10 protein-coding genes, 1 tRNA gene and 4 pseudogenes are annotated in these 16,217 nt (G+C 60.4%); 4 read left to right on the top strand and 11 right to left on the bottom strand.

The annotated features are described in order from the left end of the window. Positions 1–40: 40 nt before the first annotated feature. From ppsA to Atep_RS00975, 3 genes and pseudogenes are all read left to right on the top strand, one after another. On the top strand, positions 41–3,622 hold the full coding sequence (gene ppsA, locus Atep_RS00990) for a phosphoenolpyruvate synthase (RefSeq protein WP_213379659.1): 3,582 nt from the start codon (positions 41–43) through the stop codon (positions 3,620–3,622). 134 nt (positions 3,623–3,756) lie between these two features. Continuing rightward, positions 3,757–4,586, top strand: a pseudogene (locus Atep_RS00980) (IS3 family transposase); the annotation flags it as partial. A gap of 100 nt (positions 4,587–4,686) precedes the next feature. Further along, positions 4,687–5,244: a hypothetical protein gene (locus Atep_RS00975; RefSeq protein WP_213379656.1), complete on the top strand. Its 558-nt coding sequence runs from the start codon at positions 4,687–4,689 to the stop codon at positions 5,242–5,244. Positions 5,245–5,499: 255 nt separating this feature from the next. Here Atep_RS00975 and Atep_RS00970 read toward each other — a convergent pair whose 3' ends face one another. The 8 genes and pseudogenes from Atep_RS00970 to Atep_RS00940 form a co-directional block, all read right to left on the bottom strand. Continuing rightward, a complete protein-coding gene (locus Atep_RS00970; RefSeq protein WP_213379655.1) occupies positions 5,500–6,447 on the bottom strand; it encodes a glycoside hydrolase family 130 protein in 948 nt (315 codons plus the stop codon). Next, entirely contained in the window at positions 6,434–7,786 is a 1,353-nt protein-coding gene (locus Atep_RS00965; protein ID WP_213379654.1) for a glycosyltransferase, read from the bottom strand. The genes Atep_RS00970 and Atep_RS00965 overlap by 14 nt, the downstream gene beginning before the upstream one ends. 17 nt (positions 7,787–7,803) lie before the next feature. Next, positions 7,804–8,781 (bottom strand): glycoside hydrolase family 130 protein, encoded by a 978-nt coding sequence (locus tag Atep_RS00960; RefSeq protein WP_213379653.1) that lies wholly within the window; start codon positions 8,779–8,781, stop codon positions 7,804–7,806. A gap of 5 nt (positions 8,782–8,786) precedes the next feature. Then, positions 8,787–8,903 (bottom strand): annotated as a pseudogene (locus Atep_RS17040) (hypothetical protein); the annotation flags it as partial. 15 nt (positions 8,904–8,918) lie between these two features. Beyond that, the gene (locus tag Atep_RS00950) at positions 8,919–9,701 is read right to left on the bottom strand and encodes a phosphomannomutase/phosphoglucomutase (protein ID WP_336511392.1); all 783 of its coding nucleotides are present in this window, start codon (positions 9,699–9,701) and stop codon (positions 8,919–8,921) included. A gap of 102 nt (positions 9,702–9,803) precedes the next feature. Then, positions 9,804–10,135, bottom strand: a pseudogene (locus Atep_RS16965) (phosphomannomutase/phosphoglucomutase); the annotation flags it as partial. Positions 10,136–10,166: 31 nt separating this feature from the next. Further along, complete coding sequence (locus Atep_RS00945) at positions 10,167–11,393, bottom strand: glycosyltransferase (protein ID WP_213379650.1); 1,227 nt, start codon at positions 11,391–11,393, stop codon at positions 10,167–10,169. Continuing rightward, positions 11,383–13,716 (bottom strand): glycosyltransferase family 4 protein, encoded by a 2,334-nt coding sequence (locus tag Atep_RS00940; protein ID WP_213379648.1) that lies wholly within the window; start codon positions 13,714–13,716, stop codon positions 11,383–11,385. The genes Atep_RS00945 and Atep_RS00940 overlap by 11 nt, the downstream gene beginning before the upstream one ends. A gap of 241 nt (positions 13,717–13,957) precedes the next feature. Here Atep_RS00940 and Atep_RS00935 point away from each other — a divergent pair. After that, positions 13,958–15,013, top strand: a pseudogene (locus Atep_RS00935) (integrase core domain-containing protein). A gap of 151 nt (positions 15,014–15,164) precedes the next feature. On the opposite strand, the gene Atep_RS00930 reads toward Atep_RS00935, so the two are convergent. The 3 genes from Atep_RS00930 to rplM form a co-directional block, all read right to left on the bottom strand. Continuing rightward, positions 15,165–15,238 (bottom strand) — tRNA-Gln (locus tag Atep_RS00930). 20 nt (positions 15,239–15,258) lie between these two features. Beyond that, on the bottom strand, positions 15,259–15,648 hold the full coding sequence (rpsI, locus tag Atep_RS00925; RefSeq protein WP_213379646.1) for a 30S ribosomal protein S9: 390 nt from the start codon (positions 15,646–15,648) through the stop codon (positions 15,259–15,261). Between the two features lie 11 nt (positions 15,649–15,659). Continuing rightward, entirely contained in the window at positions 15,660–16,097 is a 438-nt protein-coding gene (rplM, locus tag Atep_RS00920; protein ID WP_213379644.1) for a 50S ribosomal protein L13, read from the bottom strand. Positions 16,098–16,217: the final 120 nt, after the last annotated feature.

Here is a 16,217-nt window from a genome sequence, read left to right as displayed (position 1 = left end):
TTGAAATACAGACTTTCCCAAAGACTGGAGTAGCACAACGATGACCGACTACGTCCGCTGGCTGAGCGACCTCGGGATGGACGATGTCCCCGTCGTCGGAGGCAAGAACGCCTCTCTCGGCGAGATGATCCAGAACCTGACCCATCTCGGAGTGAGCGTGCCCGGCGGCTTTGCCACCACCGCCGACGCCTATCGTGAGTTCCTGGCGCGCGATGGTTTGGACGAGCGCATCCAGACCGTGCTCGACGAGCTGGACGTGGACGATGTCGCCGCACTGGCAGAGGCCGGCCCGCGCATCCGCGGCTGGGTGATGGAGCAACCCTTCCCCGCCGGACTGGAAGCGGCCATCGATGACGCCTATGCCAAGCTGACCGCCGAGGCCGGAACCGATGACGTCTCCTGGGCCGTGCGTTCCTCGGCCACGGCCGAAGATCTGCCGGACGCCTCCTTCGCCGGCCAGCAGGAGACCTTCCTCAACGTCCACGGACTCGACAACATCAAGCACCGGATCAAGGAAGTCTTCGCCTCGCTGTTCAACGACCGCGCCATCGCCTATCGCGTGCATCAGGGCTTCGAGCATCGTCACGTCGCCCTGTCCGCCGGCATCCAGCGCATGGTGCGCAGCGATCTGGCCGCCTCGGGCGTCATGTTCACGCTCGATACCGAGTCGGGCTTCCGCGATGCGGTCTTCATCACCGCCAGCTATGGTCTGGGCGAGATGGTCGTGCAGGGTGCGGTCAACCCGGACGAGTTCTATGTCCACAAGCCGACCCTCATGGCCGGTCGCCCGGCGATCCTGCGCCGCACCGTCGGCGACAAGGCCATCCGCATGGTCTACAGCGATCCCGAGCACGACGCTCACGTCAAGACCGAGCCGGTTCCGGAAGACCTGCGCCCGCGCTTCAGCATCACCGACGACGAGGTGCAGGAACTGGCCAAGCAGGCGATCCTGATCGAGCAGCACTATGGCCGCCCGATGGACATCGAGTGGGCCAAGGACGGAACCGACGGCAAGCTCTACATCGTCCAGGCACGCCCCGAGACGGTCCAGAGCCGCACCGGCAACGTCATCGAGCGCTACATCCTCAAGGGCAAGGGGCCGGTGCTGACGACCGGGCGCAGCATCGGTAACCGCATCGGCGCCGGTGTCGCGCGCATCGTCGAGAGCATCGCCGACATGAACAGGGTCCAGCCGGGCGACGTGCTCGTCACCGACATGACCGATCCCGATTGGGAGCCGATCATGAAGCGTGCGGCAGCCATCGTCACCAATCGTGGCGGTCGCACCTGTTTCGCGGGCGAGACGCGGCTCCTGACCAACCGGGGCTTCATGTCCTTCGCCGAGGTCTATGCGCAGGGTCACGAAGGCTTGAGCGTCCCCGCGCTCGACCGCAACACACTCAAGGTCGAGTGGAAGCCGGTCGAGGCGGTGATGAAAAAACAGGCCCGCACGATCAAGGTCGAGGTCTCGCAGACCGGACGCATGCAGGGCAACACCCTGACCCTGACGCCCGATCACAAGATGCTCAATCTCGCTGACGGCGCACTCGTCGATACCGAGATGCAACAGATGCTGGAAGACGGCGACGCGGTGCTGCTCGCCCAGCATCTGCCGCCGCTTTCCGGTTCCACCGGCAAGGAACGCTCGCTGGCCTATCTGCTCGGCGGTCTGATGAGCGATGGTCACATCCATCTCACCCGCACCCGTGGCGAGGTGACCTTCATCCAGAAGCCGACCGAGCTCAAGCAGCAGTTCATCGAGCGGATGAACGAGGCGCTGGTTGAAAACTATGGCAAGGCGTTCAGCGTTTCCACCAAGCAGGTTTCGCAGGGCGTCATCCGTGGCGCGCAGATCGTTGGTCAGTCCAATGCCTATCGCTGTTATTCCAAGGCCATCGCCGAGGATCTGAGCCGCGAACAGGACACCATCGTCACCACGCTGCTGAAGTCCGACCGTGAACTGGCCGCGCATTTCCTCGCCGGTCTGATCGATGGCGATGGCATTTTCCAGAACGGTCGCGTCAATCTCTATGTCTCGGACGACGAGACCCTGCAAGCCGTGATCGTCGCCTGTCTGCGTCTCGGCACCGTGCCCCAGGTCACGCGCAACCGGCATATCCACAATGTCCAGATCGTCGAACAGCTCGATCTCATCGGACGCTATACCCAGCGTGTCGCCTGTCGCGACGAGCGCCAGGTCGGCAGCCGCTTCTTCAATGCGCGTCAACTCTTCTCGCCCAACGTCAGCTCGGACATCAACAATCGGGTCAGAAAGGGCCATCTGCTCACCGAGCACGCCATCCGCGAGGCATTGCCGAAGCTGGAGGCCGAACACGCCCAGCGTTTGCAAACCCTGCTGGATTCGGATCTGCGTCAGTCGCGGGTGCGTCCGGTCGAAGGCGGGGCGGAAGAGTCGGTCTATAACATCACGGTCGCCGACCATCACAATTACATCGTCTTCACCGAGCGTTATACGCCGGTGCTGGTCAACAACTGCCATGCCGCCATCATCGCGCGCGAGCTGGGCGTTCCCGCCGTCGTCGGCTGTAACGACGCGACCGACCGGATCCAGGAAGGCCAGCCCGTCACCGTGAGCTGCGCCGAAGGCGATACCGGCTATATCTACGACGGCAAGCTGGACTTCGATTACAAGACCATCGAACTCACGGCCATGCCCGAGATCCCGGTCAAGATCATGATGAACGTCGGCAACCCCGACCGCGCCTTCGCCTTCTCGGCCACGCCGAACGCGGGCGTCGGTCTGGCGCGGCTGGAGTTCATCATCAACAACATGATCGGCATCCATCCCAAGGCGCTGCTCGAATTCGACCGGCTCCCGGCGGACCTCAAGGCGCAGATCGCCCCGCGCATCGCCGCCTATGCCGGCCCACGCGAATTCTATGTCGCCAAGCTGGCCGAAGGCATCGCCACGCTCGCGGCTGCTTTCTCGCCCAACACCGTCATCGTGCGCATGTCGGACTTCAAGTCCAACGAATACGCCAACCTCATCGGCGGCAAGCGGTACGAGCCGGAGGAAGAGAACCCCATGATCGGCTTCCGGGGTGCCGGGCGTTACGTGGCCGAGAACTTCCGCGACTGCTTCGAGATGGAGTGCGAGGCCCTGAAGCGCGTGCGCAACGACATGGGGTTGACCAATGTCGAGATCATGATCCCCTTCGTGCGTACCCTGGGTCAGGCCAAGGCCGTGACCGAGGCGCTGGCCGAGCAGGGTCTGGAGCGCGGCAAGGACGGACTGCGGCTGATCATGATGTGCGAGCTGCCGTCCAACGCCGTACTGGCCGAGGAGTTCCTGGAGTATTTCGACGGCTTCTCGATCGGCTCCAACGACATGACCCAGCTCACGCTCGGCTTAGATCGCGACTCCAGTCTGGTCGCCGAGAGCTTCGACGAGCGCGACCCGGCGGTGAAAAAGATGCTGTCGATGGCGATCAAAGCCTGCCGCGAGCAGGGCAAATATGTCGGCATCTGCGGTCAGGGACCGTCCGACCACAAGGACTTCGCCGACTGGTTGCTGAAGGAAGGCATCAGCAGCATCTCGCTCAATCCGGATACCGTGATCGACACCTGGATCTATCTGGCCGAGCAGGCGAAGACGCTCTGAGCCGTTTCGGAACGCGACGTTTGCAACACACAAAAATCCCCCGCATGGGGGATTTTTTATGACTGGTCTAAAGTGGACCCTGAAAACCGGACAGTCATTTAAGCTGTCAAGCCGGCACACAAGAGTGGATCGAAATGGGTGAAGCAAAGCGCAAGACGTATGCGGCGGCGTTCAAAGCCAAAGTGGGCTTGGAGGCCATCCGCGGGGTAAAAACGGTCAACGAGATTGGCCAGGGGCATGGCGTGCACCCGGTGCAAGTCGGGCAATGGAAGAAGGAGATCCTGGAACAAGCTAGCACGCTGTTCGAGACCAAGCGCGGGCGTAAACCTGTGGACGATCGGAGCGCGCCCGAACGGCGCTACAGCGAGATCGGGCGCCTGAAGCTGGAACTGGACTGGTTGAAAAAAAAGTCCGGGGTGAGCCTGTGAGCATCCGTCGCGAGTGGATCGAGCGTGAGGGCGAGGTCGCGGTGATCCGCCAATGTGCCTTAGCCGGGGTCGCGCGCTCCGGGGTCTATGCCCGCTCAATGGCGGACGTCGTCAGCGAGTTGGACCAGATCCTGTTGGCGTTGATTGATGCCGAGTACACCCGTCACCCGTTCGATGGCAGTCGGCGCATGGTGGTCTTTCTGAAGACGCAAGGCCATGCCGTGAACCGCAAGCGCGTGCAGCGACTGATGGGGATCTTGGGTCTCGCGGGGATGGCGCTCGGACCCGCCACGAGCCAATCCCACCCCGAGCACCCGGTGTATCCCTATCTGCTACGCGGGGTCGAGGTCACGCGCCCGAACCAAGTCTGGAGCACCGACATCACGTACATCCGCTTGGCGCATGGCTTCGCCTACCTGGTGGCCATCGTCGACTGGTACGCGCGCCGGGTACTGGCCTGGCGACTCTCCAACACCCTGGATGCGGGGTTTTGCGTGGACTGCCTGGAAGACGCGCTGCGGGCGCCTCGCCGCCCCCGAGACCTGGGGCAGTCCCTCCCAGAGCGCCGAATGGTCTGATCAGACCGCCTCCGGACGGGCGATTCGCCTTACGCTGGAGCGCCGGAATGCCCGGTTGATGCGCGGACATCGCGACAGCCCCATGCAGGACCACCCCTTCGATGGGGTCCGTTGCCGTGTCTTCGACGCCCAGACCGGGCGCGCGCTTTTCAAGCGCCCACTCCGGCTGAGCGTGATGGGCCAACGCCGCGCCGAACTGTCCCGGCAACAGATTGAACCGGCCTACCGCCAACGCTTCGATCGGGAGCACTTCTTCCGCTTCGGCACGAATCACCTGCTCCTCGACCGCTTTCAAACCCCCGACCTCACCCACGAAGAGCACGGGTGGCCGCGCGTCTGCCTGGCCTACGTCCAGTTATGGCTCGCCGCCCCGCCGGCCGGCGATCGGCCCAGACCGTGGGAGCGTTTCCTCCCCAAACCGCTCGCCGACACCCCCCTCTCACCGGCCCGTGCGCAGCGCGACTTCGCACGCCTTATTCGTCAGATCGGCACACCGGCCCGCCCTCCCAAACGCCGGGGTATCTCCCCAGCCCGGATCAAAGGCACGCCAGGCCAGAGACGGCCACGGCCCCCGATCGTCTTCAAGCGTCAACCGAGGCTCACCGCGACGGCTTGATCAGATATATACCACGAAACGTTTCAAGAAAGCCTGCTGGGCGTCGGGGAGGAGCGTGTTTTTGTCCAAAGTCCAGGTTAATAATCAGGTAGCTTTTTTGCAGCAGGCTGCGGTCATCAAAAAGTTGGATGAACTGCTTGGGTCGTTCATGGGTACTGAGCGGCCATGGCTTTGAAGATCACAAAAAGTGCACACCGCCGGCCATGATAATGGCAACCAGGTTCTTGTCGATGCTTTCCATTTCAACACCTCGTCTCATTCAAGTGCGGGACGGGGATTTGAGAGACATAAATCCACCAAATCGGCAATCATTGCCGTGCCGACACACATCACCGTGTCCGCGCCGCCCCAATAGATCTTCACCGTGCCGTCGTCCTCGGCCACTGCGCCACAGCAGAAAACCACGTTGTGCACGTACCCGCTGATCTCCCACAAGTCCTCGGGTTGAAGTATCCAATCGTCGGCCACGCCCAAGACCCTTGACGGATCGGCAAGGTCATGCAGGGCCACGCCGAGCCGGTAGACGGCACCGTCCATGGTTTTGAACACGCCGTGAAAGATGTTCAGCCATCCTTTTTCGGTTTTGATGGGCGTGGCCCCCGGTCCGACCTTCATTTCATCCCAATGGTAGGTCATGGGCTTGATGACGACCTTGGCATCCCCCCAATGCACCAGGTCCGGCGAATACGAAATCCAGATAGACCACGGTGAGATTTCCGAATGGGGCCGGTCCAGCCGGGCATAGCGGCCGCCTATTTTTTCAGGGAAAATGACCACGTTGCGATAATCCGCCTGGGTGATCAGGGAGATCCGTTCCAGGCGCTCGAAATCCGTGGTTCTGGCCAGGGCCACCCGTACGCCGTGTTGGGAATAGGCCGAGTAAGTGATCAGGTAGCCGTCCTCCATGGGACAGATGCGCGGATCTTCCACGCCAAAGGCCTCGTAGCCGGCAAATGGCTCGGCCTTGGCCGGAGTGATAAACGGCTCGGGCCTGACCGCGAAACGCACGCCGTCACTGCTTTCCGCCAGACCGATGATCGATCGGCCATTGCGCAGGTGGGACCTGAACAGCATGACATATTTACCGTTGTGCTTGACCACGCCGGCGTTGTGCACCGTTTCCACCGGGTACGGCACATCATGCTTGGTCAGTACGGGATTTTTCTCGTAACGCCGAACGATCGGTTCCTTAGACTCTGCCATAATCGTCCTCTGATCTTTCGATATCATCCTCTCCGAAATAGTCTCCGGTCTGTACCTCGATGAACACTAGGTTGTCCGGTCCGGGATTGCGGATGCGGTGCCAGGTTCCCACCGGCAGATCGATGGCCTGGCCGGACATCCGTTCAATGTCTTCGCTGTTTTGGGTCACCACCGCGGTGCCGCTGAGCACGTACCAGTGCTCGGAGCGCCTGAAATGGCGTTGGTAGCTCAGACGCTGCCCAGGATAGACGGTGATCCGCTTGACCTTGTGATCCGGCTTGTCCGCCAAAACCTCGTAAAAGCCCCAGGGCCGGTGGTCTTCGCGCCGGGTCCGGTTGATGACGGTTTCATACACCCGGATATAATCCGCAACCATGCGGTCCACGCTGAAGCGCGTCTCGACCCACTGACGGCACTTATGGCGGTCAAGATCCCTGACATTGTTCAAGTACTGAACCATCCCGTCGATATTCGTGGTTATGAAGCCGGTCTCCCCGTGGGCGATGACTTCCGGCATGCTGCCCCTGGAAAAAGCCACCACCGGTGTTCCGCAGGCCATGGATTCCACCACGGAAAGGCCGAACGGCTCGTCGAAACCGATGGGGTGCAACAGGGCGTATGCGCCGCCCAGCAGTTCGTCGCGTTTTTCAGGCCCGGCGCTGCCCACATAGACGATGCGGTCGTCATCCAAGTGGGGCGCAACCTTTGTGTCGAAATAAGCCTGGTCCTGGATGATGCCCGCCATGATGAGCTTCATGCCGGTTCGACGGGCCACCTCGATGCACTCGGCGGTGCCTTTCTCCGGATGGATGCGGCCGAAAAAGAGCAAATAGTCTCCTTGATCGGGCCTGAAGGTGAACAGGCCAAGATCGATGCCGTGATGAATTGTGGCGGTATAGTCCAGCTCCGGTGACTTGTCGGCCTCGCTGATGGCCACATAAAAGCATTTTTTGTTGTACTTCCTGTATACCGGCAGGATCTTTGGCGAAGAGAAGCCGTGGATGGTAGTCACAATCGGTGTTGCGGTCATGCCGGAATACGTCAGCGGCAGATAGTCGAAGTGGTTGTGAATCAGGTCAAAGGCCTCACCTTGCTCGAACAGCTCGGAAATATGCAGACACTCCCACACCTTGGGCAGCATTTCGGCGTCTTCTTCATATCCCTTGGCACAGACGCTCTTCAGCCGGCCCCGGGTTTCCGAATCGCCGGTGGCGAACAGGGTCACATCGATCCCGCGCGCCACAAGACCCTCGGTCAGCAGGGAAACCACGTTTTCCCAGGGACCGTAGTGTCTGGGCGGGGTGCGCCAGGCGATGGGTGACAGCATGGCGATCTTCATGGCTACCCCCACATGCGTCAGTCCTGCTGGTTGTGCTTTTCGAGCCAATCCAGCAACTCCGACACCCGCGCCGTGGCCAGGGCGATGCATTTGTCCGCGCCGCCGTAATACATCCGGATATCGTCCTCCTCGGCCAACCAACCGCAGGGGAACACCACCTTGTCCACGTCGCCGACGGTCTCATAGATCTCTTCCGGAGCGAAAACCCATTCGTCCGCCCTGGCCAACAGCCGGGTCGGGTCCTCCAAGTCCAACAGCGCCAGTCCCAACCGATAAATGCACCCGGAGGCCGTGTTGCGGACGCCGTGGTAAAGGATCAGCCACCCTTTTTCGGTTCGCAGCGGCGGCGGCGAAAGACCGACCTTGTTGGCGTCCCACCAGCCGCCCTTGCGGGCCGGCAAAAGTATCTTGTGGTCGCCCCAATGCTTCAGGTCCGGGCTGAAGGAGATCCAGATATGCGCGCCGACACCGGCGCATCCCGGAACCGGCCGGTGAAGCATGGCCCAGCGCCCGTTGAACCGCGCCGGGAACAGGGCCGCGTCCTTGTCTTCCGGCGGCATGACGACACCCTTGCGCTCGAAAGTTTTAAAATCCCTCGTCGTGGCCATGGATACCAGCGGACCGCCCCTGGAATAAGCCGTGTACACCACGGCCCACAGATCCAGCTCGTCGATTCGGGTGATCCTGGGGTCCTCGATGCCCCAGATCTCTTCGGGATGGTTTTCCGGATCGGCCGGCAAGGTAGGCCGTTCATCGATCCGCCAGTCGGTCACGCCGTCCCGGCTGCGCGCCGCGGTGAGGTGCGACAGCCCGCAGCGGTCCTCCACGCGCAGGAGCAGCAAGGTGTCGTCGCCGCACCGGGTGGCGGCGGCGTTGAACACCGCGTTGGCCTGGTAGGGAAGATCCCTTGCCGTGATAATGGGGTTGGCGCCGTGCCTGGCAAAAAGCTCCTTGAATCTTGTATCGCTCATTTTCGATTCCTTGCTTGTTTCCATGGTCTCTATTGCAAATCGGCTTTCGCCGCATCGATCACCGCCTCCACAAGCCCCCTGATTTCCCGCAGTCGCGACTCCGATTGGGCTTCAAATCGAAGCACGATGACGGGATTGGTGTTGGACGCCCGGACAAGCCCCTAGCCGTCCTCGAAAACCACTCGCACGCCATCGATATCGATTATCCGGTGGTTTGCGGAAAGCGCCCGTTTTACCCTCGCCACGAGTTCGAATTTTTTATCATCCGGGCAATCCACACGGATCTCGGGGGTATTGTGGGTTTTGGGCAGGTCCGAAAGATAGTCGGACAGGGGTTTGTTGTCCCTGGACAGGATTTCCAGCAGGCGGCAGGCCGCGTAGACGGCGTCGTCGAATCCGAAATACCGGTGCTTAAAAAAGAAGTGCCCACTCATCTCCCCGGCAAGAAGCGCATTTTCATCTTTTAACTTCTTCTTGATAAGAGAATGCCCCGTCTTCCAGATGATGGGCACGCCGCCTTTGCGTTCGATCTCGTCATACATGAATTGTGAGCATTTCACTTCCCCGATGAACTTTCCGCCAGGATTTTCCTTGAGGATCTCACGGGCGAAAAGGACCATCAGCATATCGCCATAAAGGATTCGCCTATTCTCATCCACCACGCCAAGCCGATCGGCATCGCCGTCAAAAGCGACACCCAGTTCGAGTCCCTGTTCAACCACGGTGTTGGCCAACGTTTCCAAATTCCTTGGCACCGTGGGATCGGGCTCGTGATTGGGAAAGGTTCCATCGGGCTCCATGAACAGTTCGGAAAGCTCGCAATTCAGCCGTTTCAACACAGGGCCGGCCGCTAAACCGCCGGTTCCGTTGCCGGCGTCCACGGCCACCCGCATGGGACGCGCCAATCGAATGTTGTCGGCCAGGTAGTCGCAATAAACGGGCAATACACTGAATTCGTCCAGCGATCCTTCGCCTAAGGCATATTCTCCGGATTCAATGATCTTTTTAAGTTTCTGAATTTCGCCTCCGAAGAGGGTGTCGGTTCCTAAACAGATCTTGAATCCGTTGTATTCCGGCGGATTGTGACTGGCGGTAATCATGACGCTGCCGTCAGCTCCCTGGTGCCGATTGGCAAAATAGAGAAGCGGCGTGGGACACAGTCCCACATCGATCACATCCACGCCTCCCCTGGTTATGCCCTTGATCAGGGCATCCCGAATCGCCTGTGAACTCAGCCGGCAATCACGGCCAACCACACACTGCATCTGCCGCCGTGCTCCGCAACATAGGTTGCATAGCCACGGCCGAATTTTTCCGCGTCATCCACATTGAAATCCTTGTCCACGACGCCTCGAATGTCATATTCTCTGAAAATCATTAGGATTCATGTTTTCTTCCTCTACTCCGTTTTACAACTCCAAATCCAACACAACGGGCTGGCCGGTCCGGGCCGCCTTGCGCGCCAGCTTGTAGGCCTCGTTGTACTGCCGGGCCACCACTTCCCAGCAGACCACATGATCGAGGTAGCGTTTCAGGTTTTTTCCCAACTCCAGGCGCAGTTCCTCATCCGTTGCCAGCTTGACCACCTTCCGGTGCAGCATCTCCTTGGTGGTGAAGAGCAGACCTCCCTCGCTTTCCAGGGTCTGGGCGGTCAGCCCTTCCATCGGCGCCGTGGTGATGTAGGGTTTGTTCAAGGCGATGATGCGCGCCAAGGTGCCGGACTGGGTCTCGTCAATGGAGGGCAGCACAATGAAATCGCAGACCGCCATTATTTTATAGTAGTCATCTCCCCTTGGGATAAACTCATAATAGTGGGCGATCCCTTTTTTTTCCAACATATGTACTTCCGACTTCCATTCTTCGTAGTCCTTGCGGTGATTGGGGTCGCGCATGGCGCCGGCGGCCAAAAGATCCCAATCCTGTCCGGTACGTGATTTGATCTCGTTGTGAATATCTTCCCACATGGAAAGCAGGATGTCCCAACGCTTGTTGGACTGAATCCAGCCGATCATGCCCACCACGTGGTCGGCCAGTCCGATATTGTCTAGGCCGAATTCCCTGCGCAGCACGGGTATCTCGTGTACGCCCCAGCGTTTGTCCGACCTCGCTCCATGCGGCACCACCATGATATTGCGCGGCGTCGGCCACTCCCGGCCGTGGAAGGTCCAATCCAGCCGCCATTTCTGGTAATGACACTTGAACAGCACCAAGTGGCTGCGCTGGGTCAGCTTGTAAATGAAATCCGCCTCGGCATCCCTCAGCCGCCCATGAACCGTATGGGGCTCCACCACGTTGGGGATATTGCCGATGGCTTCCAGCAGATCGAGAAAGCCGTCGTTGCCGTCACCCACCCCTCGTGGGTCGTGATATTCGTAAAGGCCGTATTCGTGTTCAAAATGCACCACGTAAGGGTCCAGTTTCTCTATTTTTTTGGCCACCGGACGCCACCAGTCGCGCTGGGCCATGTCGATGATGGGAAACACGCCCTCGCCTTGGCCGTCGGTGTGGCTGATCACCAGCACCTCCCGATCCGGGTTGGCCTTCTGAATGAACTCCCTGGCTTCCTCGCAAAAGGTGGCGATGCCGCATAAACGTGGCGGATAGGAACTGACCATTACGATAGGCTTATTGGACATGGGCCGATTGCTCCTTTTGGCTGATGGCGTTTTTCTCCAACGCGGCCTCCACGGCAATCTGGCTGCTGCGCATCCGGTTGAGATGGAGCATGGACAGAAAACAAACCAGGGTCGATTCTGCGCCCTGGTTGCGGTTGGGCCCGTCCGCATTGAGTCCGTCGCAGCAGCCCCCGGTCTTGTGGTTATACAGGGGCGCGTTCAGATCGTTGCGGCCCAGGAACCACTCCAGGCAGCGCTGGGCATGGGAGACCCACTTTGAATCGTTGGTGGCGTCATAGGCCTCGCGGCATGCCTCGATCATGTCCAGCGCTTCGATGGGCTGCTGATCGAACCGCGCCTTGGTTCCCCCCTTGGGGTACCAGCCGTTACAGCCCACCGGAACAAAGTGTCCCTTGGGGTCGGTCTGCACCGTCATGAGCCATTCCAGGCTTCTCAGTCCCTCCCGGAGCATCTCGGCGCGATCCATGTGTCGGCCGCAGAGAATCAGGGCCTGGGAGATCTTGCCGTTGGCGTAGGTCAGCCGGTCCTCGAGCCATGGCCATTCGTCGGTGGCATTCTGCTTGAATTTTTCGAAAAGTTTATCGGCCAGGGTTTCCCGGATGCGCCGGACCTCACTGTCACCGCTGTAGCGAGTCAAATAGGCGTGAATGCCCCCCAGGGCAAAGGACCAGGTCCGGGGAAAAGTGAAGTCCGCCAGGGCGGGCAGCGCCTTTTCAAACACTGCCCGGGCCGCGTCCCGGATATCGGCCGACTCCGCCAGGGCCACTGCCTCGCCCAGTCCCCAGACCGCCCGGCCGTGGCTGTCTTCCGACCCGACCTCTTCCAACCAGCGCCGGTCGTACCCCATGAAATTACGGAAACGGCCGGTCTCCTCATTGAACGCGTGATGCAAAAAGCTGACATAGGTGCAGGCCAGGTTGGTTGTGACGTCGCAGTTGGGAATCATCTCCCTGGCCATCAGCACGGCGATCAGCGCCCGGGCGTTGTCGTCGGTGCAATAGCCGTGATAGCGGTCCGGCACCATATACTTGGCGTGCTGCAGGATGCCGACATCGTCCGAAAGGCGGATAATGTGATCCAGCTTGGGCTGGGGCAGCTCGCGGGGGGCCGCATCTATGGTCTTGGCGAGGAAAACCGGCCGGGGGGAACGGGCCCGCTCCGCTTTCACCTCATTGAACAGTTCCAAGTACCGGCGGGCCACCTCTTTCCAGATCATCTCCCGGCAAAATGTGTAAGCCCGTTTGCGCATGGCGTGGCGCTCTACTTCATTGTCGAGAAGATCGTTGACCTGTTCGGCCAGGGCCGCTGAATCCTTGAACGGCACCAGCCGGCCACGACCTTCGGCCAGCATCTCCTCCGCGTACCAGTAGGGGGTGGAGACGGTGGCCTTGCCGTTGCCCAAGGCATAGGCAAGGGTCCCGGAAACGATCTGCTCCCGGTTCAGGTAGGGGGTCACGTAGATGTCCGCCGCGCCTAAAAATTCGCACAGCTCCTCGAGGGTGACAAAGCGGTTGTGAAAAATCAGGTGGTCGCCGATCCCCAGTTCCCTGGCCCTGCGCTGCAAGGACAGCCGGTAGGACTCGCCCTGTTCCTTTTTCACATGGGGATGGGTTGCGCCCAGGACAATGTAGACCACCTCCGGATGGCGCGTCACGACGGTGGGAAGGGCTTCGATCATGGTCTCGATACCCTTGCCCGGAGAAAGCAGGCCGAAGGTCAGAATGACCTTGCGTCCCTCGACCCCGTATTGATCTTTGTAGTAATTCGGGTCCACGAAGGGCACATCCGGGATGCCGTGGTGAATGAGGACGATTTTCGCTTCCGGCACACCGTACACTTCACGAAGGATTTCGCGTGCGCGTTGGCTCATCACCACCAGGCGGTCGGAAAGCTGAGCCACGCGCTTGGCAACGGCCAATTGGCCGGCCGAAGGCGACTGGAGCACGGTGTGCAGGGTGGTGACCACCGGCATGCGCAGGTTGCCGAGCAAATCCATCACATGCGCACCGTTTTCGCCGCCGAAAATCCCGAATTCGTGTTGGAGACAAACCACCTCCACCCGGTTCATGTTCAAAAAATCCGCCGCCAGCCGATATTCGGCCAACACACGCTGGTTGACCTCAAAACGCACCTGGGCCGGATATCGATACCCCTCGGGGATATCGTTCATCACCACGGCCCAGCACTCGCCGCTCGGATTTTCTTCCGCCAGGCTCGCCAGCAAATCCGTGGTGAACGTGGCGATGCCGCACTGGCGCGGCAGATGATTGCCGATCAAGGCAATTTTATGTGGGTACGAAGGATGGTTTCCCGATTTAGTCATTTCATTTCTCCTGTCATGGGTCCGTGGCCACCCCCTTGGCCGATAGTTCCCGGTCGCCGGTTTCCGCGTGAAACGTGGGCAATGCTCCTGTAACGGATAAGGCGTTTCCTGATTGTGCCGTCCCGTGGGATTATATCCCGAAAAGGAGCTATCCTTTATTCCAGGCCCGCGAGGCGCTGTGCACACGCCGCGATGAGCTGAGGACGACCAAGCGCCCATTGCCGACGACGCCATCACCGACCTGACGGGACATCTCACCACGAATCTGAACCTGCATCGCAACGCGCGCACCACCCCCGCGATTCGTCAGGAGTTGCGCGCCTCGACGAAAGCGGAGCGCGACCTGGCGCGTGAATACAACCTGAATCGCGCCACCGTGCGCAAGTGGCGTCGGCGCGAAACCGGTGAGGATGCCTCGCATCGTCCGCATCGGATTCACGCCACCTTGAGCCCGGTCCGGGAGCAGGTGGTGGTGGCGCTGCGCCAAACCCTGCTGTTGCCGCTGGACGATCTGCTGGCGGTGACCCGTAAGTTTATCCATCCGGGCGGTCTCGCGCTCGGGCCTGGATCGCTGTCTGCGGCGCCACGGCGTCTCCAACCTCAGTGCCCCGATCCCGCAACCGGAAGGCGAGGCCAAGCCGGTCAAGACCTTCAAAGACTACGCTCCAGGGTTGGTCCACATCGAGGTCAAATACCTGCCGCAGATGCCGGACGAGGCGGCGCATCAATACCTGTTTGTGGCGCATCGCGCTGGGTCTACGTCGAGATCCTGCCCGAGAAAACCGCCCGGAACGCCGCCGGCTTCCTGGAGCGCCTCATCGCCAAGGCCCCGTTCACCATCACCCGTGTCCTGACCGATAACGGTAAGGAGTTCACCGATCGCTTCGGTGCCACGGGGGAACGCGAACCCACCGGGCGCCATCGCTTCGACCAGGGCGGCGCCGGTCACGGCATCGAACACCGGCTCATCGCCTCCCGCCATCCGCAGACCAATGGCAGGGTCGAACGCTTCAATGGACGCCTCGCCGAGGTGCTCGCCACCACCCGCTTCGATTCCGCCCAGAATCCGGCGGACACCCTCACCGGCTATGTGAGGTTAGACAATCACCAGATCCCGCAAAAGGCACTGGGACACATCGCGCCGATTCAAGCACTCAAGGACTGGCAACAAAAGTGTCCGGAACGCTTCAAACAGCGAGTCTATAATCTCACGGGACTTGACACCTATCAGTCCTCCAAGCCGTCCCTCAATCTCACCAAAAAGCAGCTTATCCTATTGAATTCTCAAGATTCTTAAACAGAACTCACGTTATACAGGCTTTTATTGATTCGCTACCATCGCCCCCTATCTTGGCCCCAGCCTGAATGATCTGGCTGTGTCTGCGCCCGGAATACGACCGGAAGCAAAAACAAAGGGCCTAGCCTTGCGGCTAAGCCCTTGTTTTGTTTGGCTGGGGAACTAGGATTCGAACCTAGATTGACGGAGTCAGAGTCCGCTGTCCTGCCGTTAGACGATTCCCCAGGAAAACTGTCTCGAAGCGATCAGCGCTTGGAGTACTGCGGGCGCTTGCGCGCCTTGTGCAGACCGACCTTCTTACGCTCGACTTCGCGTGCGTCGCGAGTCAGGAAACCGGCGCGGCGCATGGGGCTACGCAGTTCCTCATTATACTCGACCAGTGCGCGAGCGATACCGTGACGAATGGCACCGGCCTGTCCGGTATTGCCGCCGCCGCGAACCGTGACCTTGATGTCGAGCCGGTCGAGCAGACCGGCGGTTTCCAGCGGCTGACGCACGACCATGCGCGCCGTCTCGCGGCCGAAATACTCATCCAACGGACGATTGTTGACGGTGATATTGCCCGATCCCAGCGACAGGAAGACCCGTGCGGCGGAGGTTTTGCGACGACCAGTGGCGAGTTGTGTCTCCGACATGAGTCTGATTCCTACACGTTGAGTTCGAGGACTTGCGGCTGCTGGGCCTGATGCTCGTGGTTGGGACCGGCGTAGACGCGCAGCTTCTTGAACATGGCGCGACCCAGCGGACCCCGCGGCAGCATGCCCTTGACGGCGATCTGAATGGCACGCTCGGGCGCGGTCTGCAACAGCTTCTCCAGGTTGGTCGACTTGAGATTGCCGACATAACCCGTGTGACGATAGTACATCTTGTCCTGGAGCTTGTTGCCGGTCACGCGGATCTTCTCGGCATTGACGACCACCATGTAGTCGCCCGTGTCCACGTGCGGGGTGTATTGCGGCTTGTGCTTGCCGCGCAGGCGGCGCGCAAGTTCACTCGCCAGACGCCCCAGGGTCTTGCCTTCAGCGTCAACCAGATACCAAGCGCGGCGAACCTCGGCGGGCTTGGCGCTAACAGTCGTCGTCATGTTCCATCGCTCCGGGAGGGCCGCGCACGATAATCAGCGCGCAGGCCGTGTAAATCATTTGTCCACTACGGGAAAGATCGCGAAATATACGCGACCGGATTCGGCAATGCAACCCCCCAA

Source organism: Allochromatium tepidum (genome assembly GCF_018409545.1).
Classification (GTDB): domain Bacteria; phylum Pseudomonadota; class Gammaproteobacteria; order Chromatiales; family Chromatiaceae; genus Thermochromatium; species Thermochromatium tepidum_A.
This window is presented reverse-complemented; position numbering and strand designations above follow the sequence as displayed.